The sequence below is a fragment of the Pyxidicoccus fallax genome (assembly GCF_012933655.1).
Lineage (GTDB): Bacteria > Myxococcota > Myxococcia > Myxococcales > Myxococcaceae > Myxococcus > Myxococcus fallax.
In genome coordinates, this window is record NZ_JABBJJ010000147.1 from 1 (window position 1) to 25,529 (window position 25,529).

A 25,529-nucleotide genomic window follows, 5' to 3' on the forward strand; every position below is an offset into this window, starting at 1 on the left:
CCGGCGCCACGCTGGTGCTCGCGCCCCGTGAGCGGTTGATGCCCGGTGCGCCCCTGCGTGCCCTGCTGCGCGACGAGTCCATCACCGCCGTCACCCTGACGCCCTCCGTGCTGGCGCAGATGACTCCAGAGGACTTCCCCACGCTGGAGACGCTCATCTCCGCCGGTGAAGCGTGCACCCCGGAGCTGGTGGAGCGCTGGGGTGGCCGCGTGCGACTGCTCAATGCCTACGGCCCCACGGAAGTCACCGTCTGCGCCACCCTCTCCGAGCCCATGCGTCCGGGCCAGCGGCTCACCATCGGCCGGCCCTGGGCCAACGTGCGCGTGTACGTGCTGGATGCGCAACTGCGGCCCGTGCCGGTGGGCGTGCCCGGCGAGCTGTGCGTGGACAGCGTGGGCCTGGCCCGTGGCTATCGTCACCAGGCGAGCCTCACCGCCGAGCGCTTCGTCCCCAATCCCTTCAGTGACGTGCCCGGGGCCCGCCTCTACCGCACCGGCGACCGCGTGCGCTGGCTGGCCGACGGCACCCTGGAGTACCTGGGCCGCTTCGACCTCCAGGTGAAGCTGCGCGGCTTCCGCATCGAATTGGGCGAGGTGGAGTCCGCCCTGTCGCAGCACCCGTCCGTGCGCGAGGCGGTGGCCGTGGTGCGCGAGGACGCGCCGGGTGACAAGCGTCTGGTGGCGTACGTGGTGGCCCAGGAGGGCGACACCGTCGACACCCTGGCGCTGCGCACCTTCCTCAAGCAGCGGCTGCCCGAACACATGGTGCCCGCGGCTCTGGTGACCCTGGACGCGCTGCCACTGACGCCCAACGGCAAGGTGAACCGCCAGGCGCTGCCCTCCCCCGAAGGCACCCAGGCCGCACAGGCGCGCGAGTACGTAGCGCCGCGCAACCGCACCGAGGAGCAGCTCGCCGGCATGTGGGCGGAGTTGCTGCACGTCGAGCGCGTGGGCATCCACGACGACTTCTTCGAGCTGGGTGGCCACTCGCTGCTGGCCACCCAGGTGGTCTCCCGTCTCCAGGCCAGCTTCGGCGTGGAGCTGCCCCTGCGTGAGCTGTTCGAGGCCCCCACGGTGGCGAAGCTCGCCGCCCGGTTGGAGGCGCTCGCGTCGACAGCGGATACGGCCGCGCGCGCTCCGGCACTGACACCGGTGCCGCGTACCGGCTCGCTGCCGCTCTCCTTCGCTCAGCAGCGCCTGTGGTTCCTCGACCAGCTGGACCCGGACAGCTCGCTCTACAACATCCCGGCGGCGGTACGGCTGTCGGGTGCGCTGGATGTGACGGCGCTGGAGCGCGCGCTGGCGGAGCTGGTGCGCCGCCATGAGTCGCTGCGCACCACCTTCCCGGCGGATGCGTCCGGCAACCCGGCCCAGGTCGTCTCCCCGGTGGCGGACATCCCGCTCGGCCGGATGGACCTGTCGTCGGAGACTGGCGCCGCACGCGAGACCGCGGTCATGCGGCTGGCGCGGGAAGAGGCGCTGCGGCCCTTCCGGCTGGCCCACGGACCCCTGCTGCGCGCGACCCTGCTCCGGCTCGGCGAGTCGGAGCACGTGCTGCTGCTGACGATGCACCACATCGTCTCGGACGGCTGGTCCATGGGCGTGCTGGTGCGCGAGGTGGCGGAGCTCTACCGCGCCTTCCACACGGGACAGCCTTCGGCCCTGCCGGAGCTGGCCGTGCAGTACGCGGACTTCGCCGCGTGGCAGCGCGGATGGCTGGAGGGTGGAGCCCTGGAGCAGCAGCTCGGGTACTGGCGCGAGCAGCTCGCCGGGGCTCCCCAGGTGCTGGAGCTGCCGGCGGACCATCCGGCTCCCGCGGTGCGGTCGTCCCGCGGAGCGCAGGTGCCCGTGGCGTTCTCCCGCTCCGTGTCCGAGGCGCTCGTGGCGCTGGCCCAGCGCGAGGGCGCCACGCCCTTCATGGTGCTGCTCGCCGGCTTCCAGGCGCTGCTGCACAGGTACTCGGGTCAGGAGGACATCCTCGTGGGCTCGCCGGTGGCGGGCCGCACGCGGACGGAGACGGAGGGGCTCATCGGCTTCTTCGTGAACACGCTCGTGCTGCGCGCGCGGATGCGCGGTGACTTGCGCTTCACCGAGCTGCTCGCCCAGGTGAAGGAGGCCGCGCTCGGCGCCTTCGCGCATCAGGACGTGCCTTTCGAGAAGCTCGTCGAGGAGCTGCAGCCCTCGCGCAGCCTCAGCCACACGCCGCTGTTCCAGGTGATGTTCAGCCTGAACAACACGCCGCTGCCCGAGCTGTCGCTGCCGAGCCTGGGGCTGACCCTCGCTCCGGTGGAGATGGACTCGGATACGGTGAAGTTCTCGCTCGAGCTCTCCCTGCGGGAAGGGCCGGACGGCATCACCGGCGCGCTGGAGTACAGCTCCGACCTGTTCGAGCACGGCACCATCGAGCGCCTCGCGAAGCACCTGACCACGCTCGTCGAAGGCATCGCGGCGGCTCCGGAGCAGCGGCTGTCCGACCTGCCTCTCGTCTCGGAGACCGAGCGGCGCCAGCTCCTGGTGGAGTGGAACGCCACGGCCACCGAGTACCCACGCACCTCCACCCTGCCCGAGGTCTTCTCGCAGGTGGTGGCCCGCTCCCCGGACAAGGTCGCCGTTGTCTTCGGCGACGCGTCCCTCACCTATCGCCAGCTGGATGAGCGTGCGAACCAGCTCGCGCACCACCTGCGCCGGCTGGGCGTGTCCACCGACTCTCGCGTCGCTCTCTGCCTGGAGCGCTCGCTGGAGCTCGTTGTCTCGCTGGTGGCCATCCTCAAGGCCGGCGGTGCCTATGTGCCGCTCGACCCCACCTATCCTCGCGAGCGCCTCGTCGCCATGGTGGAGGATGCGCGCCCGCACGTGCTCGTCACCACTCGCGCGCTGGTGGAGAAGCTGCCCGCCCAGGGGCTGTCCACCGTGGTGCTCGATGAGGTGTCGCTGGGTGGTGAGTCCATCCAGGCGCCTGCTGTCGCCGCCCTGCCCGACAGCCTCGCGTATATCGACTTCACCTCCGGCAGCACCGGCCGGCCCAAGGGCGTGGGCACCACGCACCGTGGCGTGCTCCGTACTGTCTTCGGTGTCGACTACGCGCACCTGGGGCCGGACGAGACGTTCCTGCTCATCGCGCCCGTCTCCTTCGACGCCTCCACGCTGGAGCTGTGGGGGCCGTTGCTGCACGGTGCGCGGCTCGTCGTCTTCCCGCCACACTCGCCTTCCGACGTCCAGGAGCTGGAGTCGGTGCTGGTGAAGCACGGTGTCACCACGCTGCACCTCACGGCCGGTCTGTTCACCCAGGTGGTGGACGCGCGCCCCGAGGCCCTGCGCAACGTGCGCCAGTTGCTCACCGGTGGTGACGTGGTGAGCGCGCCGCACGTGCGCCGGGTGCTGGAAGGAATGTCCATTCCGGTGACGGCCTGCTACGGCCCCACCGAGGGCACCCTCTTCACCTCGTGCCATCGCATGACGGACGTGGCCCACGTGGGCACCTCCGTCCCCATCGGCAAGCCCATCGGCAATACCCAGGTGTACGTGCTGGACGCCTCTGGCCAGCCCGTTCCCTCCGGTGTCACTGGCGAGCTGTTCATCGGTGGTGACGGCCTGGCTCGTGGCTACGTCGAGCAGCCCGCTCTCACCGCCGAGCGCTTCGTTCCCCATCCCTTCAGCAACGTGCCCGGGGCCCGCCTCTACCGCACCGGCGACCTCGCGCGCTGGCGCAAGGACGGCGTGCTGGAGTTCCTCGGCCGCGCCGATGCCCAGGTGAAGGTGCGTGGCTTCCGCATCGAACTGGCCGAAGTCGAGGCCGCCCTCCTGGCGCACCCCGAGGTGCGTGAAGCCGTCGTCCTCGCTCGCGAGGACCGGCCCGGTGACAAGCGCCTCGTCGGCTATGTCGTGGCCGCTGCGGCCCGCACCTCCACGTCCGCGACGGTGGCGACCGGTGCAGGCGCCGCCTCCGGGTCCTCTCCTGCATCCGAGGTCGCCACCAGCGGGGCAGCCGCTTCCGCCGTGAATGGCACGAGCGACACTCGTGCCGCTCCGACTGCCGAGGGCGCCGCGTCCTCCGCCGCCCTGCGCGCCTGGCTCGCCCAGCGGTTGCCCGAGTACATGGTCCCCTCGGCCATCGTCCTGCTGGACGCCCTGCCCCTCACCGCCAACGCCAAGGTCGACCGCAAGGCCCTGCCCACCCCCGAGTCCGTGCAGGCCGACTCCTCCGACTTCGTCGCTCCCCGCACTCCCACCGAGCAGCTGCTCTGCGGCCTCTTCGCCCAGGTGCTCGGCCTGGAGCGCGTCAGCGTCTCCTCCAGCTTCTTCGACCTCGGCGGTCACTCCCTGCTGGCCACCCAGCTCCTGGCTCGCATCCGCTCCGCCTTCCGCATCGACCTCCCGCTGCGCGAGCTGTTCACGGCTCCGACGGTGGAAGCGCTCGCGCGCGCCGTCGACGCGGCGGTCCGCGCGGGACTCGGCACGCAGCGTCCGACCCTCGCGCCGCGTCCTCGCACGGGCGCGCTGCCGGTCTCCTTCGCTCAGCAGCGGCTGTGGTTCCTCGGCCAGCTCGACCCGGACAGCCCTCTCTACAACATGCCGGCCGCGCTCCGGCTGGAGGGAGCGCTCGACGTCGCCGCGATGGAGCGCAGCCTCACCGAGCTGACCCGGCGCCACGAGGCGCTGCGCACCACCTTCCAGGATGGCCCCCAGGGCCCCGTCCAGGTCATCCATCCGCACGCCCTTGTCGCGCTGCCGGTGACGGACCTGTCCGCCCTGCCCGAGACGGAGCGGCAGACCGAGGCCCGTCGGCTGGCGCGCGAGGAGGCGCTCCGCCCGTTCAACCTCACCCGGGGACCGCTCCTCCGCGCCGCGCTGCTGCGGCTCGGAGCGCACGAGCACGTGCTCCTGCTCACGATGCACCACATCGTCTCGGACGGCTGGTCCGTGGGTGTCGCCGTGCGGGAGCTCACCGCGCTGTACCCGGCCTTCGCGGAGGGTCGGCCCTCTCCGCTGCCGGAGCTGCCGGTGCAGTACGCGGACTTCGCCGCGTGGCAGCGCGACTGGCTCAGCGGAGACACGCTGGCCGCGCAGCTGGGCTGGTGGCGCGAGCAGCTCGCCGGAGTGCCGCAGGGACTGGAGCTGCCCACGGACAAGCCGCGTCCGGCGGTGCAGACCTCCAACGGCGCCACGATGCCGGTGCACCTGCCGGCCTCGCTGGCCGAGGCGCTGGAAGCCCTCTGCCGCCGGGAGGGCACCACGCCCTTCATGGCGCTGCTCGCCGGGTTCCAGGTCCTCCTGAGCCGGTACACGGGCCAGTCGGACATCGTCGTCGGCTCGCCCGTCGCCGGCCGCGATGAGACCGAGCTGGAAGGCCTCGTCGGCTTCTTCGTCAACACCCTGCCCCTGCGCGCGAGCGTGTCCGGCGAGGACACGTTCCGGACGCTGCTCGGCCGGGTGCGTGACACCGTGCTCGGCGCGTTCGCCCACCAGTCGGTGCCCTTCGAGCGGCTCGTCGAGGAGCTGCGGCTGGGACGCGACCTGAGCCGCCCGCCGCTGGTGCAGGTGATGTTCGCCGTGCAGAACACGCCCGCGCCGGAGCTGGAGCTGCCCGGGCTCGCGCTGCGGCCCCTGGAGACCCAGGAGGCGCCGGCCAAGTTCGAGCTGGAGCTGAACCTCGCTCGCACCGGCGAGGGCTACGTCGGCCAGCTCGCGTACAACACGGACCTCTTCGAAGCCGAGACCGCCGAGCGCATGGCGGCCCACTTCCGCGCGCTCGTGGAGGCTCTCACGGAGCAGCCGGGGACGCGCCTGTCCGGCGTCTCCATGCTGCGCGCCGAGGAGCGCCGGCAGCTCCTGGTGGAGTGGAACGCCACGGCCACCGAGTACCCGCGCACCTCCACCCTGCCCGAGGTCTTCTCGCAGGTGGTGGCCCGCCATCCGGACAAGGTCGCCGTGGAGTTCGGTGACCTCAAGCTCACCTACCGGCAGTTGGATGCACGTGCGAATCAGCTCGCGCACCACCTGCGTCGGCTGGGCGTGAGCACTGACTCTCGCGTGGCCCTCGCGGTGGAGCGCTCGCTGGAGCTCGTTGTCTCGCTGGTGGCCATCCTCAAGGCGGGTGGCGCCTACGTGCCGCTGGATACCTCGTATCCGCGTGAGCGCCTCGTCGCCATGGTGGAGGACGCACGCCCGCGCGTGCTCGTCACCACTCGCGCGCTGGTGGAGAAGCTGCCCGCCCAGGGGCTGCCCACCGTGATGCTCGACGAGGTGTCGCTGGTCGGTGAGTCCACGCAGGCGCCTCCGCTGGCCGCCCTGCCCGACAGCCTCGCGTATATCGACTTCACCTCCGGCTCCACCGGCCGGCCCAAGGGCGTGGGCACCACCCAGGCATCCGTTCTCCGCACCGTGATGGGCGTGGACTACGCGCACCTGGGTCCGGATGAGACGTTCCTTCTCATCGCCCCGATCTCCTTCGATGCGTCCACCTTGGAGCTGTGGGGGCCGTTGCTCCACGGCGCTCGGCTCGTCGTCTTCCCGCCGCACTCGCCTTCGGACCTGACGGAATTGGAGTCGGTGCTGGTGAAGCACGGCGTCACCACGCTGCACCTCACGGCCGGTCTGTTCACCCAGATGGTGGACAACAACCTCTCCGGTCTGCGCTCCATCCGGCAGCTTCTGACGGGCGGCGATGTCGTCTCCGCGCCGCACGTGAAGCGGGCGCTGGAAGCCCTGCGCATTCCAGTGACGGCCTGCTACGGCCCCACCGAGGGCACCCTCTTCACCTCGTGCCATCGCATGACGGACGTGGCCCACGTGGGCACCTCCGTCCCCATCGGCAAGCCCATCGGCAATACCCAGGTGTACGTGCTGGACGCCTCTGGCCAGCCCGTTCCCTCCGGTGTCACTGGCGAGCTGTTCATCGGTGGTGACGGCCTGGCTCGTGGCTACGTCGAGCAGCCCGCTCTCACCGCCGAGCGCTTCGTTCCCCATCCCTTCAGCAACGTGCCCGGGGCCCGCCTCTACCGCACCGGCGACCTCGCGCGCTGGCGCAAGGACGGCGTGCTGGAGTTCCTCGGCCGCGCCGATGCCCAGGTGAAGGTGCGTGGCTTCCGCATCGAACTGGCCGAAGTCGAGGCCGCCCTCCTGGCGCACCCCGAGGTGCGTGAAGCCGTCGTCCTCGCCCGTGAGGACCGGCCCGGTGACAAGCGCCTCGTCGGCTACGTCGTGGCCGCTGCGGCCCGCACCTCCGCGTCCGCGACGGTGGCGACCGGTGCAGGCGCCGCCTCCGGGTCCTCTCCTGCATCCGAGGTCGCCACCAGCGGGGCAGCCGCTTCCGCCGTGAATGGCACGAGCGACACTCGTGCCGCTCCGACTGCCGAGGGCGCCGCGTCCTCCGCCACCCTGCGCGCCTGGCTCGCCCAACTGCTGCCCGAGTACATGGTTCCCTCGGCCATCGTCCTGCTGGACGCCCTGCCCCTCACCGCCAACGCCAAGGTCGACCGCAAGGCCCTGCCCACCCCCGAGTCCGTGCAGGCCGACTCCTCCGACTTCGTCGCTCCCCGCACTCCCACCGAGCAGTTGCTCTGCGGCCTCTTCGCCCAGGTGCTCGGCCTGGAGCGCGTCAGTGTCTCCTCCAGCTTCTTCGACCTCGGTGGCCACTCCCTCCTCGCCACCCAGCTCATCTCGCGCGTGCGCTCCTCCTTCCAGCTGGAGCTGCCCCTGCGCGAGCTGTTCGAGGCGCCCACCGTGGACGCGCTGGCCCGTCGCATCGACGCCGCCGTCAGCGCGGGGCAGACCGTGTCCGCGCCTCCCGTGGTCCGCGTGCCGCGCACGGAGAAGCTGCCCGTCTCGTACTCGCAGCAGCGCGTGTGGTTCCTCGACCAGCTCGAGCCCGGCAGCCCGGCCTTCAACATCCCCGCGCCGCTGGAGCTCTCCGGCGAGTTGCACGTGGAAGCCCTGCGCCGCGCGCTGGAAGCCCTCGTCCACCGTCACGAGGCCCTGCGCACGACGTTCCGTGGCGAGCCGGAAGGCCCCGTGCAGGTCATCTCCGCGCCCGCGTCCCTGGCCCTGCCGGTCATCGACCTGAGCGCCCTGCCCCCCGAGCAGCGCCGCGCCGAGGCTCGCCGGCTGACGACCGAGGACGCCCTGCGTCCCTTCGACCTCGCCACCGGCCCGCTCATGCGCGCCACGCTCCTGAAGCTGGGAGCACGCGAGCACGTGCTGCTGCTCAACCTGCACCACATCATCTCGGACGGCTGGTCCATCGGCGTCCTGGTGCGCGAGCTGGCCGCGCTCTACCCGGCCTTCACCGAGGGCCGCTCCACGACGCTGCCCGAGCTGCCGCTCCAGTACGCGGACTACGCGGCCTGGCAGCGCCAGTGGCTGGACGACGCCGAGCTGGAGAAGCAGCTCACGTGGTGGCGGCGCCAGCTCGACGGAGCGCCGCAGGACCTGGAGCTGCCCACCGACCGCCCACGCACGCACCACGCGGCACCGCGCGGAGCGACAGCCCCCGTCGTCCTGTCACGCGAGCTGTCCGAGGCCGTGGAGGCACTCTGCAACCGCGAGGGCATCACGCCCTTCATGCTCTTCCTGTCGGCCTTCCATCTGCTGCTGTCGCGCTACTCGGGCCAGGAGGACATCTCCGTCGGCTCGCCGGTGGCCGGCCGCAACCAGTCCGAGCTGGAGGACGTGGTCGGCTTCTTCCTCAACACGCTGGTGCTGCGCACCCGCCTGGAGGGAGACCCCACCGTGCGCGAGCTGCTCGGACGCGTGCGCGAGACGGCGCTCGGCGCCTTCGCCCACCAGCACGTGCCCTTCGAACAGCTCCAGCCCATGCGCGACATGCGCCAGGCGCCGCTGTTCCGGACGATGTTCATCCTTCAGAACGCGCCGAGCTCGGAGCTGTCCCTGCCCGGGCTGTCCCTGCGCTGGGGCCGTCCGGAGGAGCACGTCTCCAAGTTCGACCTCACGCTGGCGCTCGGCCGGAGCGCCGAGGGATTCACGGGCGAGCTGGACTACAGCGCCGACCTCTTCGACGCGTCCACCGCCGAGCGACTGGTGCGGCACCTGCGCGCGCTCGTGGAGGCCATGGTCGCCGGCCCCGAGCAGCGCCTGTCCACGCTCCAGCTCCTCTCCGCCGAGGAGCGCCAGCGGCTGCTGGTGGACTGGAGCGCCAACCCGGCTCCGTTCCCGGAAGCCTGCGTCCACTCGCTGTTCGAGGCCCAGGTGCGCCGCGCGCCGGACGCGCTGGCCGCTTCCTTCGAGGGCAGCCGCCTCACGTACGCACAGCTCGACCAGCGCGCCAACCAGCTCGCGCACGCGTTGCGCCGCCGGGGCGTCGGGCCCGAGGTGCGCGTGGCGCTCAGCGTGGAGCGCTCGCTGGACATCGTCGTGGGGCTGCTCGGCATCCTCAAGGCCGGTGGCGCCTGGGTGCCGGTGGATCCGCTGCTGCCCCGTGAGCGACTGGCCTTCCTGCTGGAGGACAGCGGCGCGGCGGTGCTGGTGACACAGTCCGCGCTGCTGGACCGCTACCCCGAGGCGCACCGCGCCCGGGCGCTCTGTCTGGACACCGAGCGATTGGAGCACGAGAGCACCGAGGCTCCGGCCACGGGCGTGGCTCCGAGCCACCTGGCCTACCTGCTCTACACCTCCGGCAGCACCGGCACGCCCAAGGGCACGGCCATCGAGCACCGGAGCGTGGCGAACCTCGTCACGCACGAGGCGGTGGCCTACGGCATCGGCCCGGGCAGCCGCGTGCTCCAGTTCGCCAACCTGAGCTTCGACCTGTCGGTGGAGGAGATCTTCACCACGCTGTGCTCCGGCGGCACGCTGGTGCTCGCGCCGCTGGAGAAGCTGATGCCGGGCGCGCCGCTCCAGAAGCTGCTGCGCGACGAAGCGCTCACCGTCGTCAGCCTCACCCCCGCGGCCCTCGCAGCCACGTCACCGGAGGGGCTCACCGAGCTGCGCACCGTCATCTCCGGCGGCGAGGCCCTGCCCGCCGAGGTCGTGGCGCGCTGGGCTCCGGGTCGGCGGTTCATCAACTCGTACGGCCCGACGGAGGCCACTGTCGTGGCCACGCTCACCGAGTGCGTGGCGGACGGGCGCGTGCCCTCCATCGGCCGGCCCCTGGCCAACGTGCGCACGTACGTGCTGGACGCGCGCGGCGAGCCAGTGCCCGTGGGCGTGAAGGGAGAGCTGTACCTCGGCGGCGTGGCCGTGGCCCGCGGCTACGCGGGCCGCCCGGAGCTCACCGCCGAGCGTTTCGTGCCGGACCCGTTCGCCGCGGAAGTGGAAGCCGGCGCTCGCATGTACCGCACGGGCGACGTCGTGCGCTGGCGCGAGGACGGCACGCTGGAGTTCGTCGGCCGCGCGGACGCACAGGTGAAGGTGCGCGGCTTCCGCATCGAGCTCGGTGAGGTGGAGTCCGCGCTCGCGAAGCTGCCCGCCGTGCGCGAGGCCGTGGTGGTGGCCCGTGAGGACGGTCCCGGCGGCAAGCGCCTCGTGGGCTACGTCGTCGCGCGTGAAGGCGTCCAGACGGACGGCGCGACGCTGCGCACGTCCCTCAAGGAGACGCTGCCCGAGTACATGGTCCCCGCGGCGGTGGTCGTCCTCCCCGCCCTGCCGCTCACGGCGAACGGAAAGGTGGACCGCAAGGCCCTGCCCGCGCCGGACCTGTCCGCGGCTGGCGGACGTCCGGACTTCGTCGCGCCGCGCACCCCCACCGAGGCCCAACTGGCGAACATCTGGAGCGCGGTGCTCGAAGTGGAGCGCGTGGGCGTCCACGACAACTTCTTCGAGCTGGGCGGCCACTCGCTCATGGCCACGCAGGCCATCAGTCGCATGCGCACGGCCTTCGGTGTGGAGCTGCCGCTGCGCGACCTCTTCGAGTCGCCCACGCTGGAGACGCTCGCGGCGCGCGTCGACACGGCCATCCGCGCCGGTCAGGGCATCCACACGCCGCCGCTCGTCCCCGCACAGCGCACGGGCGACCTGCCGCTGTCCTTCGCGCAGCAGCGCCTGTGGTTCCTCGACCAGCTCGAGCCGGACAGCTCCTTCTACAACGTGCCCGCCACCGTCCGGCTGGAGGGCACCCTGGACGTCAGCGCCCTGGAGCGCGCCTTCACCGAGCTGATTCGCCGGCACGAGTCCCTGCGCACCTCGTTCAAGAGCCACGAGGGTCAGCCCGTGCAGGTCATCCACCCGCCCCAGCCCATGACGCTGGAGGTGGTGGACCTGAGCACGCTTTCACCCGAGATTCGTGAGGCCAGCGTCCGCCAGTACGCGGTGGACGAGACGCAGCGCCCGTTCCGGCTCACGGAGAGCCCGCTGCTCCGAGCGCGCGTGCTGAAGGTCGCCGAGCGTGAGCACGTGCTGCTCCTGACGATGCACCACATCGTCTCGGACGGCTGGTCCATGGGCATCCTCATCCAGGAGGTGGCGGCGCTTTACGTGGCCTTCTCCCGGAACCAGCCTCCCGCGCTGCCGGAGCTGCCGCTCCAGTACGCGGACTTCACGGTGTGGCAGCGCGGCTGGCTGCGCGGCGACGTGCTCGACCGTCAGGTGGCGTGGTGGCGCGAGCAGCTCACGGGCGCGCCCCCGGCGCTGGACCTGCCCACGGACTTCGCGCGCCCGGCGGTGGCCAGCTTCCGCGGCGACATCGTGGGCTTCAACATGCCCCGCGCGCTCCAGGACGCGGTGCAGGCCCTGGCGCGCCGTGAGGGTGCCACGACGTTCATGGTGCTGCTGGCCGGCTTCCAGGCGTTGCTGCACCGCTACTCGGGCCAGGAGGACATCAGCATCGGCTCGCCCATCGCTGGCCGCGGCCAGGCCGAGCTGGAGCGGCTCATCGGCTTCTTCGCCAACACGCTGGTGCTGCGCACCCAGCTGACCGAAAAGCTGTCCTTCCGCGAGCTGCTCGCGAAGGTGCGCGAGACGACGCTGGGCGCCTATGCGCACCAAGACGTGCCGTTCGAGAAGCTCGTCGAGGAGCTGCAACCCGAGCGCAGCCTCAACCGCACCCCGCTGTTCCAGGTGCTGTTCGTCATGCAGAACGCCGCGAAGCAGGCCTACGACACGGCGGACCTGCGGTTGCTGCCCGTGGAGGCCAGCAGCGGCACGGCCAAGTTCGACCTCACGCTCTCCATGATGGAGACCCCGGAGGGCCTGGGCGGCTACCTCGAGTACAGCAGCGACCTGTACGCCCGCGCCACGGCGGAGCGGATGGTGGGGCACCTGCAGAAGCTGCTGGAGGGTGCCGTCGCGGACCCTGGCCAGCCGCTGTGGAAGCTGCCGCTGCTCTCCGAGACCGAGCGCCACACCGTGGTGCAGGGCTTCAACGCGGCCGTGGACCCCACGTACGTGCCCGGCCTGATGCACCGCTGGGTGGAGGCTCAGGTCGCCCGTACGCCCGAGCGCATCGCGGTGACGGATGGCACCCACAGCCTGACGTACGCGCAGCTCGACGCGCGGGCGAACCAGCTCGCGCACCACCTCGTGCAGCTCGGCGTACCGGTGAATGGCACGGTGGGCCTGTGCCTGGAGCGCAGCAGCCTGGACATGCCGGTGGCCGTGCTGGCGACGCTGAAGGCTGGCGCCGCCTTCCTGCCGCTGGACCCCAACTACCCGGCGGACCGGCTCGCGCTGATGCTGGAGGACACGGGCGCTCCCGTGGTGCTCGCGCACTCGCAGCTGGTCTCCGCGCTGCCCGCCGGCCTCAATGCGCGCATCATCCGCATCGATGAGGAAGCGGCTGCGTTCGCCTCGCGTCCCACGCACGCGCCCGCCGTGGACATGTCGCCGGAGACGAACTGCTACTTCGTCTACACGTCCGGCAGCACGGGCCGGCCCAAGGGCATCGTCATGTCCCACCGCGCGGTGGGCAACATGCTCTGGTGGCTGATGAAGCGCGCCGCGAAGGCCGACGCCACCACGCTCCAGTTCGCGTCGCTCAACTTCGACGTGTCCTTCCAGGAGATGTTCGGCACGTGGTGCCTGGGCGGCAAGGTGCTGCTCATCACCACGCCGCTGCGTCAGGACCCGCCCGCCATGCTGCGCTACATGCGCGAGCACCGGGTGGAGCGGCTGTTCCTCCCGTTCGTCGCGTTGCAGGCCATGTGCGACGCGGCGCTCTCCGAGCTGGAGCTGCCTCCGCTCGGCGAGGTGATTACGGCCGGCGAGCAGCTCCAGGTGACTCCGGCGCTGGTGTCCCTCTTCGAGCGGCTGCCGGGCTGCACGCTGGAGAACCAGTACGGCCCCTCGGAAGCGCACGTGGTGACGGCGTGGCGCGCTCCGGCCGACATGAAGCAGTGGCCGGCGCTGCCGCCGGTGGGCTCGCCGCTCACCAACGTGCAGCTTTACGTGCTCGACCCGCACTTCCAGCCGTGCCCCATCGGCGTGGCGGGCGAGGTGTACGTCGGCGGCACCAACCTGGCCCACGGCTACTACGGCCGGCCGGACCTGACGTCGGACAAGTTCCTGCCGCACCTGATGGGCGGCCCGTCCGGTGCGCGGCTGTACCGCACCGGTGACAAGGCGCGGTGGCTGGCGGATGGCAACCTGGAGTTCCTCGGCCGCCTGGACGGACAGGTGAAGCTGCGCGGCTTCCGCATCGAGCTGGGCGAGGTGGAAGTCGCCCTGCGCGGGCTGCCGGGTGTGCGCGACGCGGTGGCCATCGTCCGCGAGGACGTGCCGGGAGACCGGCGCCTCGTGGGCTACGTCATGCTGCCGGCCGAGGCGCCGTGGGACACGGAGGAGGCCCGCCGTGTCCTGGGTCAGCGGCTGCCGGAGTACATGGTGCCGTCGGCCTTCGTCCGGCTGGAGACGCTGCCGCTGATGCCCACCGGCAAGGTGGCGCGTGGCGCGCTGCCGCCTCCGGACGAGGAGAGCCTGCGTGGCGCGGCGCCGTTCACCGCGCCTCGCAATCCGCTGGAGGAAATGCTCGCGGAGGCCTTCTCCGAGGTGCTGCGCGTCCCGCGCGTCAGCGTCACCGACAACTTCTTCTCCCTGGGTGGCCACTCGCTGCTGGCCACGCAGGTCATCTCTCGCGTGCGCAAGGGCCTCGGTGTCGAGCTGCCCCTGCGCGCCCTCTTCGAGGCACCCAGCGTCGAGTCGCTCGCCGCGCTCCTCCAGCGCGAACAGCAGAGCCAGCAGGCGCGGCCTCCAGCCCCGGAACAGACGATGTCTCCCGTGAACACCGCCCCGGCACAGTCCGCCGCCGTGAAGGAGCCCCGGAAGGAAGCGGCTCCGTGGTCGCCGCTCGTCCCCCTGCGTGACGGAGACACCGCGCGCGCGCCGCTCTACCTCGTGCACCCGCTGGACGGCGACGTGCGGTGCTACGCGGAGCTGACGGCGCACGCCCCGGCGGGACAGCGGGTCGTCGGCATCCAGGCGCGCGGCCTGGAGGACGGCCGCGCGCCGCTGGAATCCATCGAGGCCATGGCGGCGCTCTACGTGGAGGCGCTGCGCGCCGCTCAGCCCCAGGGCCCATACCTCCTCGCCGGCTGGGCCATGGGCGGCGTGGTGGCCTGGGAGATGGCGCAGCAACTCCAGCGCGACGGCGAGGAGGTGGACCTGGTGCTCGTGGAGCCGGGGCCGGCCACGCCAGACCGGGGCTCGGCGGCCAGCGCGGCGGCGGCCCAGGCGGCGCTGTTCGCGAAGGAGCTGGCGGCGCTCGCCGGAGTGGAGCCGCTGGTGCTGCCCAGGGAGCTCACCACGGGCAAGGACGCGGAGCCACTGCTCCAGCACCTGCTCACGGAAGGCCCCAAGGCGGGCCTGCTGTCCGGTGACGTGTCGCTGGCGGAGCTGCGCGCCCGGTTCAAGGTGTTCTCCAGCCACCTGCGCGCGGCGCGGCGCTACCTGCCGGAGCCGTACGCCGGCAAGGCGCGGATGCTGCGCGCCGCCGAAGCGCCGGACCTGGACGAGGACGTGCGCGACCGCGGCTGGGGCGAGCTGACCGAGGGCGGCCTCGACGTCCAGGAGACGCCGGGCGATGGGTACTCGCTGCTGCGCGCGCCGCACGTGGCGGAGCTGGTGAAGCGGCTGCTCGGCGTGGACGGTTCGGAGCCGCCCACCTCTCCGGGCGGTGGCGGCGGGGGCACTCTGCCCCTGTCCTTCGCCCAGCAGCGGCTGTGGTTCATCGATCAGCTCAGCCCGAACAGCCCGGCCTACAACATCTCCTCCGCGCTGCGGCTCACCGGGCCGCTGCGGCACGACGTGCTGGAGCGCGCCTTCACCGAGCTGGTGCGCCGCCACCAGGCGCTGCGGGCCTCGTTCCTCGACACGCCGCAGGGGCCCGTGCAGGAAATCTCCGAGCCGGCGCCCTTCGCCGTGCCGCTGGAGGACCTGCGCTCCGTGCCCGTGGACCAGCAGGACGCGGAGACCCGGCGGCGCCTGGAGGACGAGGCGCGCCTGCCTTTCAACCTGGCCTCGGGGCCCCTGCTGCGTGCTCGCGCGCTGCGCCTGGGTGAGCAGGACCACGTGCTGGTCCTGGTCATCCACCACATCATCTCGGACGCCTGGTCCATGGGCATCCTGGTGCGCGAGCTGACTTCGCTCTACCTCGCCTTCATGGTGGGCCGGCCGTCGCCGCTGCCGGAGCTTCCGGTGCAGTACTCGGACTACGTGCGCTGGCAGCGCGGGTGGCTGACAGGCGAGGTGCTGGAGGGGCAGCTTTCGTACTGGCGCAAGCAGCTCGGAAGCGCGCCGGTGGCGCTGGAGCTGCCCACGGACCGGCCGCGCCCGGCCATGCAGTCCTTCCGTGGCGCCACGCTGCCGGTGGACCTGTCCCGCCCGGTGTCCGACGCCGTGCGCGCCCTGTGCGCGCGTGAGGGGGCCACGCCCTTCATGGCGCTGCTCGCCGGCTTCCAGCTGCTGCTGTCGCGCTACTCCGGACAGGACGACGTGGTGGTGGGCTCCACCATCGCGGGCCGCAACCGCGCCGAGTACGAGGGCCTCATCGGCTTCTTCGTCAACACGCTGGCGCTGCGCACCCGGCTCACCCCGGGCCTGACGTTCCGCCAGCTCCTGGCCCGCGTGAAGGAGACCACCCTGGATGCGTACGCGCACCAGGAGCTGCCCTTCGAGAAGATTGTCGAGGTGCTCCAGCCGGACCGCGACCTGGGCCGCCCGCCCTTCTTCCAGGGCATCTTCACGCTGGAGAACACGCAGCAGGACGGCGCCCAGCCCGGCGTGACGGGAGCGGGGGGACCGGGCTTCTCCATCCGCCCGCTGGACATCGAGACGCGCGTGTCGCGCATGGACCTCACGCTGCTCCTGACGGACACACCGCAGGGCTACCGCGGCGGCCTGGAGTACGACACGGACCTGTTCGACGGCCCCACCGCCGAGCGGCTGGTGCGTCACCTGCGCGTGCTGATGGAGGGGCTGGTCACCGCGCCGGACCGGCCCATCGCGAATGTGTCCCTGCTGTCCACCGATGAGCGCCGTCAGGTGCTCGTCGATTGGAATGCCACGGCCACGGACTACCCGCGCGACACGCCCATCCACACGCTGTTCGCCCGGCAGGCGGCCCTCACGCCGGACGCGGTGGCCGTCGTCTTCGGTGACGCGCGGCTCACGTACGCGGAACTCGATGCGCGCGCGAACCAGCTCGCGCACCACCTGCGCGCCAGCGGCGTCGCGCCGGGCTCGCGCGTGGGCGTGTGCCTGGAGCGCTCGCTGGAGCTGGTGGTGGCGCTGCTCGGCGTGCTCAAGGCCGGCGGCGCCTACGTGCCGGTGGACCGCACCTACCCCGTCGAGCGCATCACCTTCCTGCTCCAGCAGGCCGGCGTCGGCGTGCTGCTCACCCAGGAGCACGTGGCGGACGAGCTGCCCGCGCTGGGCCAGTTCCTCGTGTGCCTGGACTCCGAGTGGACGCAGGTGGCGCGCTGGCCCCAGACGCCGCCGGAGGTGGAGGTCTCCGCCGACAGCCTCGCGTACGTCATGTTCACCTCGGGCAGCACCGGCCAGCCCAAGGGCGTCAGCGTATCGCACCGAGGCGTGGTGCGGCTGGTACGCGGCTCCTCGTTCATCCAGTTCGGGCCGGAGCACACCTTCCTCCAGCTGGCGCCCGTGGCCTTCGACGCGTCCACGCTGGAAGTCTGGGGCGCGCTGCTCAACGGCGGACGGCTGGTGATGGCGCCCCCGCACAAGCCCTCATTGGAGGAATTGGGCGAGCTGTTCGCGCGGCACGGCGTCACCACGCTGTGGCTGACGGCCGCCCTCTTCGAGCAGGTGGTGCTGCACCAGGGCGAGGCGCTGGCCCACGTGCGGCAGGTGCTCGCCGGTGGCGACGTGCTGCCCGCCGCGCGCGTGCGCCAGCACCTGGAGCGGCTGGGAGACGGCGCCGTCCTCGTCAACGGCTACGGCCCGACGGAGAACACCACGTTCTCCGCCACGCACACGCTGCGGCGCGGCTCGGACGTGGGCGCCTCCGTGCCCATTGGCCGGCCACTGTCCAACTCCACCGCATACGTGCTGGACGCTTCCATGCAGCCGGTGCCCGTGGGCGTGCCCGGCGAGCTGTACGTCGGCGGTGACGGCCTGGCCTGGGGCTACCTGGGCCGCCCGGACCTGACGGCCGAGCGCTTCGTGCCCCATCCCTTCAGCGCCATTCCCGGTGCGCGCCTGTACCGCACGGGAGACCGGGTGCGCTGGCGCAAGGACGGGACGCTCGACTTCCTGGGCCGCACCGACTTCCAGGTGAAGGTGCGCGGCTTCCGAATCGAGCCCGGCGAGGTGGAGGCCGTGGTGCGCCAGTTCGCTGGCGTGCGCGAGGCCGTGGTGGTGGTGCGCGAGGACGTCCCCGGCGACAAGCGGCTCGTGGCGTACGTGGTGGCGGAGACCGACGAGGAGCTGGAGTCCCGTGCCGTGCGCGCCTTCCTCCAGCAGAAGCTGCCCGAGTACCTGGTGCCCTCGGCGGTGGTGGTGCTGCCCGCGCTGCCGCTGTCGCCCAACGGCAAGGTGGACCGCAAGGCCCTGCCCGCCCCGGACGCTCCGGCCAGCGACGAGGCCATCGAGTACGTGGCGCCCCGCACGGAGGCGGAGCGGCAGCTCGCGCTGTTCTTCTCGGAGCTGCTGCGCGCCGAGCGCGTGGGGGCCCACGACAGCTTCTTCGACCTGGGCGGCCACTCGCTGCTGGCCACGCAGCTCGTCTCGCGCGTGCGCGCGGCGTTCGGCGTCGAGATGCCTCTGCGGGACCTCTTCGAGGCACCCACCGTGGCCGGGCTGGCCGAGCGGCTGGAGGCGGCGCGGCGCTCCGGAGAGGGCCTCCAGGCACCGCCGCTGACGCCGGTGCCGCGCTCGGGCCCGCTGCCGCTGTCCTTCGCGCAGCAGCGCTTGTGGTTCCTCGACCGGCTGGAGCCGGGCAGCCCCTTCTACAACATCCCCGCGGCCCTCCGGCTCGACGGCGCGCTGGACGTGGAGGCACTCGGACGCGCCCTCCAGGAGTTGGTCCACCGCCATGAGGCGCTGCGCACCACGTTCCATGTCCACGAGGACGCGCCGGTGCAGGCAGTCCACGCCCACGCGGAGCTGCCGCTGCCGGTGGTCGACCTGGGCCACCTGCCGGAAGAGGAGCGCGAGGCTCGTGCGCTGAAGCTCGCCTACGAGGAAGCCCAGAAGCCGTTCGACCTGACGCGGGCCCCGCTGCTGCGCACCACGCTGCTGCGCCTGTCCGAGCGCCGCCACGTGCTGCTCTTCACCGTGCACCACATCGTGGCGGATGGCTGGTCCATCGGCGTGCTCATCCGTGAGGTGGGCGCGCTCTATCCCGCCTTCTCCACGGGCCTGCCCTCTCCGCTGGAGCCGCTCACGCTCCAGTACGCGGACTACGCGGCGTGGCAGCGCGGCTGGCTGCGCGACGAGGTCCTCGACAAGCAGGTGGCGTGGTGGAAGCAGCAGCTCGCCGGCCTGCCGCATGCGCTGGAGCTGCCCACGGACCGACCGCGTCCTCCGGTGCAGACATTCCGGGGTACCAATGTGCCGGTGCGCATCTCCGGTGAGCGCATGCTGGCGCTCCAGGCGCTGTGCCGCCGCGAGGGTGTCACGCCGTTCATGGTGCTGCTGTCGGCCTTCCACGTGCTGCTGTCTCGGTACTCGGGCCAGGACGACATCGTGGTGGGCTCGCCCATCGCCAACCGCCGGCAGGCGGACCTGGAGAACATCGTCGGCTTCTTCGTCAACACGCTGGCCCTGCGCGCGCGGCTGACGCCCGGCATGACGTTCCGCGAGCTGCTGGCCCAGGTGCGCGAGAGCACACTGGGCGCGTACACGCACCAGGACGTCCCCTTCGAGAAGCTGGTGGACGAGCTGCGGCCCGAGCGCGACCTGAGCCGCTCGCCGCTGTTCCAGGTGATGCTCGCCCTTCAGAACACGCCCCCCGCCCGGCAGAGCGAGATGGGCTTGACGCTGAGCCCCGTCGAGGTGGACAGCGGCACCGCGAAGTTCGACCTGTCCTTCCTGCTGGCGGACTACGAGTCCGAGATTTCCGGCACGCTCGAGTACAACACCGACCTCTTCGCCGCTGAGACGGCGCGCCGGATGGTGGCCCACCTGATGCGGCTGCTCGACGAGGCCGCCTCCGACCCGGGCCGCGCCGTCGCACGCCTGCCGATGCTCGGCGACGAGGAGCGGCACCGGCTGCTGGTGGAGTGGAACAGCACGGCGAAGGAGCCGCACGCGCCGGTGCTCATGCACCGCCCCGTGGAGGCCCAGGCCGCGCGCACGCCGGACGCGGTGGCCGTCACCGATGGCACGCGCTCGCTCACGTACGCGGAGCTGGACTCGCGCGCCAACCGGCTGGCGAACCACCTGGTGCACCTGGGCGTGCCCGCCGGAGGCACGGTGGGGCTGTGCCTGGACAAGGGCCTGGAGATGGCCGTCGCCGTGCTGGCCACGCTCAAGGCCGGCGCCGCGTACCTGCCGCTGGACCCCAACTACCCCGCCGAGCGGCTGACGTTCATGCTGGAGGACGCGGGTGCGCCCGTGGTGCTCACCGAGGCGCACCTGGCCTCCGCGCTGCCGTCCGGTACGCGGGCCCGCGTCGTGTGCGTGGACACCGAGGCGGAGGCCATCGCTCGTCGGTCCGCCCAGGCCCCGGCCCGGGAGCTGTCGCCCGAGGCCACCTGCTACCTCATCTACACTTCCGGCAGCACCGGCCGGCCCAAGGGCGTGGCGCTACCGCACCGCGCGCTCAGCCACCTGATGACATGGCAGCTGAAGCAGTCGGTGAAGGCGGACGCCACGACGCTGCAGTTCGCCTCGCTCAGCTTCGACGTGTCCTGCCAGGAGCTGTTCTCCACGTGGTGGGCGGGCGGCACGCTGGTGCTGCCCACGGGCGGGCTGCGTCAGGACATGCCCGCGCTGCTGGACTTCATGGCGCGCACCGGCGTGGAACGAATGTTCCTTCCGTTCGTCGCGCTGCAGGCGCTGGCGGATGCCACCGCGCATGGCGCCACCCTGCCCCGCTCGCTGCGCGAGGTGGTGACGGCCGGTGAGCAGTTGCAGGTGACTCCGGCGCTGGTGGCTTTCTTCGAGAAGCTGCCCGGGTGCGTGCTGGAGAACCAGTACGGCCCGTCGGAGACGCACGTCGTCTCCGCGCACCGGCTGCAGGGGGCTCCGGCCTCGTGGCCGCGGCTGCCGTCCATCGGCGGCCCGCTGCCGCACACGCAGCTCCACGTGCTGGACGCGCAGGGGCAGCCTTGCCCCGTGGGCGTGCCGGGCGAGCTGTGCATCGGCGGCGCGCACCTGGCCCACGGCTACTTCGGACGGTCGGAGCTGACGGCGGAGAAGTTCGTGCCGCATCCGTTCAGCGACGTGCCGGGAGCGCGGCTGTACCGCACCGGAGACTCGGCGCGGTGGAAGGCCGACGGGACGGTGGAGTTCCTCGGCCGCCTCGACGGTCAGGTGAAGCTGCGCGGCTTCCGCGTGGAGCTGGGTGAGGTGGAGTCCGCCTTGCGCGCGGCCCCGGGCGTGCGTGACGCGGCGGCCGTCGTGCGCGAGGACGTACCGGGTGACAAGCGCCTCGTAGCCTACGTCATCCCCGCCCCGGGCACGCCCACGGTGGACACCTCCGCCCTGCGCGACTTCCTGAAGCAGCGGCTGCCCGAGTACATGGTGCCCTCCGCCTTCGTCACGCTGGAGGCCCTGCCGCTGACGCCCAGTGGCAAGCTCGCACGCCGGATGCTGCCCGCGCCGGACGCGGAGAGCCTGCGCGGTGACGCGCCCTTCACGGCCCCGCGCACTCCGATGGAGGAGCGACTCGCGGAGTTGTACAGCGGCCTGCTCCGGCTGCCGCGCGTGAGCGTCACCGACAGCTTCTTCGCTCTCGGTGGCCACTCGCTGATGGCCACGCAGCTCATGTCGCGCGTGCGGTCCGCGCTGGGCGTGGAGCTGCCCCTGCGCACCCTCTTCGAGTCCCCCACCATCGAGGGACTCGCCGCCGCCATCCAGCGCGCCGGGCAGCCTGTAGCCGAGGCACCGGGCCCGGCGATGACGGGTGGCAACCGCACGGAGGCTCCGCTCTCCTTCGCGCAGCAGCGGCTCTGGTTCCTGGACCGGCTGTCGCCCGGCGGCGCCGCGTACAACCTGGCCACGGCGCTGCGGCTCACCGGCCCGCTGGACCTGGACATCCTGGAGCGCGTGCTCACGGAGCTGGCGCGCCGGCACCACGTGCTGCGCACCACCTTCCGCGACGCGGAGGAAGGCCCGTTGCAGGTCATCCATCCGCCCGCGCCGGTGCGCCTCGCCATCGACGACCTGCGCGCGCTGTCTCCCGAGGCGCGCGAGGCCGAGGCCCCGCGCCTCGCCACCGAGGAGGTCCAGCAGCCGTTCCACCTGGAGCAGGGCCCGCTGTGGCGCGCCCGCGTGCTGTGGCTGGGGGCACAGGACCACGTCTTCGTCCTGACGATGCACCACGCCATCTCCGACGGCTGGTCCCTGGGCGTGCTCGTCGAGGAGCTGACGGCGCTGTACGCGGCCTTCGCCACCGGCCGGCCGTCGCCGCTGCCCGAGCTGCCACTCCAGTACGCCGACTACTCCGTGTGGCAGCGCGAGTGGCTGCGGGGCGAAGTGCTGGAGCGGCAGATTGCCTTCTGGCGTCAGCAGCTCGCCGGGGCTCCGGCGGCGCTGGAGCTGCCCACTGACCGTCCGCGTCCGGCCATGCAGACGACGCATGGGGCGAGCCTCCCGGTGCGGCTCCCGGCCTCGCTGTCCCGGGCCCTGGCGGACGTGTGCCAGCGCGAGGGCGTCACGCCCTTCATGGCCCTGCTCGCCGCGTGGCAGTCGCTGCTGTCACGCTACTCCGGGCAGGACGACATCCTGGTGGGCTCGCCCATCGCCGGCCGCACGCGCGCCGAGCATGAGCCGCTCATCGGCTTCTTCATCAACACCCTGGTGCTCCGCGCGCGGCTGACGCCCGGCCTGACGTTCCGCGAGCTGCTCGCCCAGGTGAAGGAGACGACGCTCGGCGCCTACGCCCACCAGGACGTGCCCTTCGAGAAGCTCGTCGAGGCGCTCCAGCCGCCGAGAGACCCGAGCCGCTCGCCGTTCTTCCAGGTGGGCTTCGTGCTGCAGAACACGCCGCTGCCCCCGGCGCCGGACGCCGTGCTGCGGGTGGAGCCGGTGTCCGTGGACACCAACACCGTCAAGAACGACCTGCACCTGTCCCTGGCGGACGGCCCCGAGGGGCTCGGCGGCTCGCTGGAGTACAGCACCGACCTGTTCGACGCCCCCACCGTCGAGCGCCTGATGCGGCACTTCCAGGCGCTGCTGGAGGCGCTGCTCCTCCAGCCCGGGCTCCGCATCGACCGGGCTCCGCTGCTCACGCCCGAGGAGCGTCGGCGCGTCCTCGTGGACTGGAACGACACCCGGGTGGCCCCCCCGCTCGACACCTGCGTGCACTCGCTGTTCGAGGCCCAGGCCGCGCGCACTCCGGACGCGGAGGCCGTCACGTTCGAGGGCCGTTCGCTCAGCTACCGGGAGCTGGACGCGCGCGCCAACCAACTGGCGCACCACCTGCGCTCGCTGGGCGTGGGGCCGGACGTCCCGGTGGCCCTGTGCGTGGAGCGCTCGGTGGAGCTGGTGGTGGGGATGCTCGGCATCCTCAAGGCCGGCGGCGCCTTCGTGCCGATGGACCCGAGCCATCCGTCCGAGCGGCTCGGCTTCGTGCTGGCGGACTCGGCCGTGCCCGTGGTCGTCACGCAGGAGCCCATCGCCGACGAGTTGCCCACGCGCGGCGAGCTGCTGGTGCTGCTCGACGCGGACGAGGCGCTGCTCGCGCGGCAGCCCACGACCGCGCCCGTGACGCGGACGGCGGCGGAGAGCCTCGCGTACGTCATCTACACCTCGGGCAGCACGGGCCGGCCCAAGGGCACGCTGCTGCACCACCGGGGCCTCTGCAACACGGCGCTCGCGGCGGCGAAGGCGCACGGCTTCCGGCCCGGGAGCCGGGTGCTCCAGTTCGCGGCGGCCACCTTCGACGCGGCGGTCTGCGAGGTGTTCTCCACGCTGCTCGCCGGAGCCACGCTCGTGCTCGCCCCCCGAGAGCGGCTGCTGCCGGATGCGCCGCTGCGTGGGCTGCTGGAGGAGCAGCGCATCACGGCTGTCACGCTCACCCCGTCCGTGCTCGCACAGCTCGAGCCCCGGGGACTGCCCTCCCTGGAGACGGTCATCTCCGCGGGCGAGGCCCTGCCCGCCGACGTGGCCCGTCGCTGGAGCGAGCGGCGCGTGCTGCTCAACGCGTACGGCCCCACGGAAGTCACCGTGTGCGCGGCCATCACGCCCTACCCCGGGCTGGGTCGCCCCGTGCTCACGGCCGAGGTGCCACACCTCGCGAAGCCGAGCCTCGATACGACCCCAGGCGCCACGAGCCAGCCGCAGCCGTCCGTGCGCGTCACGCTCGGCCGTGCCTGGCCCAACACGCGGCTGTACGTGCTCGACGCGCACCTGCAGCCCGTGCCCGTGGGTGTCGCGGGCGAGCTGTACGTCGGCGGCGTGGGCCTCGCGCGCGGCTACCTGCGCCGGCCGGAGCTGACCGCCGAGCGCTTCGTGCCGGACCCGTTCGGTGACACCGCGGGCGCGCGTCTGTACCGCACGGGAGACCGCGTGCGCTGGCTCCTCAACGGCGAGCTGGAGTACCTCGGCCGCGACGACGGACAGGTCAAGCTGCGCGGCTTCCGCATCGAGACGGGTGAAGTCGAGGCCGCGCTCACCGCCCACGCCTCCGTCCAACACGCCGCCGTGCAGGCCCGTGAGGACGCGAATGGCGAGAAGCGGCTCGTGGCCTACGTCGTGCCGCACGACGGCCAGTCCATCGAGCCCGACGTGCTGCGCGCCTTCCTCACCACGCGCCTGCCCGAGTACATGCTGCCCGCGGCCTTCGTCCCGCTGGCCGCGCTGCCCCTCACCGTCCACGGCAAGCTGGACACCCGGGCCCTGCCGTCTCCCGAGGAGACCGGCCTCGCCACCGCGTCCCGCCCCCTGGTGCCTCCGCGCGACGCGCTGGAGGAGCAGCTCGTGCGGCTCTGGGAGGAGCTGCTCGGCATGTCGCCCATCGGCGTGCAGAACGACTTCTTCGAGCTGGGCGGCCACTCCCTGCTCGCCGTCCGCATGATGTCGCGCATCCGCGAGCGCACCGGCCACGACCTGCCCGTGTCCGCCCTCTTCCAGGGCGCCACCGTGGAGCGCCTCGCCGCGCTGCTGCGCCAGCGACCGCCGGAGTCTCCCACCCGCGCCTCGCCCGTGGTGACGCTCCGCTCCGGCAGCGCCGGCCACCGCCCGCTGTTCCTCGTCCACCCGATTGGCGGCAACGTCTTCTGCTACGCCGACCTGGCCCGCGCGCTCGACGGACAGCGGCCCATCCTCGGCCTCGAAGCGCCACTGCCGTCGGAGGCGCCGTCCTCCATGGAGGCCCTGGCCGCCGCGCACCTGCGCCACGTCCGTGAAGTCCAGCCCACCGGCCCCTATCTCCTGGGTGGATGGTCCCTGGGTGGCGTCGTCGCCCTCGAAATGGCCCGCCAGCTCCAGTCCCAGGGTGAAGTCGTGGAGCTGCTGGCCCTCATCGACCCGAGCCCCGTCACCGCCACGCCCGAGGCGCGCGGCTCCGAGCCCGAGGAGGCCGTCCACGCCGCCGGCCTCTTCGCCCTGGACCTCGCCCACGTCGCGGGCGTACCGCTCGGGCTCCCGGCCACCCTTCCGGAGGGCCTCACACCCGAGCGCATCCTGGAGCACCTGCTCACCGCGGCCCGGCAGGCAGGCGTCGCGCTCCCCGGGGGAGACCTGCCCTCCCTCCAGGCGCTCTTCGCCACCTTCCGGAGCAACCTGGAGGCTCTGCGCGGCTATGCGGCCCGGACCTACACCGGCCCCACGCTGCTGGTGCGCGCCGCGGACTCCGAGGACGCACGGGATGATCGGGGTTGGACCCGCGTCCTCCCAGATGTCACCCCGCAAGGCCTCCCCGGAGACCACTACTCACTGCTAAGAGTCCCCCGCGTCTCCGCCTTGGCGGAGCACCTCGACACCGCCCTGCGCGGTACATCGACGAGTCCGAAGCCCTGA

General features: G+C 72.3%; 1 pseudogene. It reads left to right on the top strand.

Going from position 1 to position 25,529, the window contains the following annotated elements:
• Nucleotides 1-14 precede the first annotated feature (14 nt).
• Nucleotides 15-25,529, top strand: a pseudogene (locus tag HG543_RS27960) (non-ribosomal peptide synthase/polyketide synthase); the annotation flags it as partial.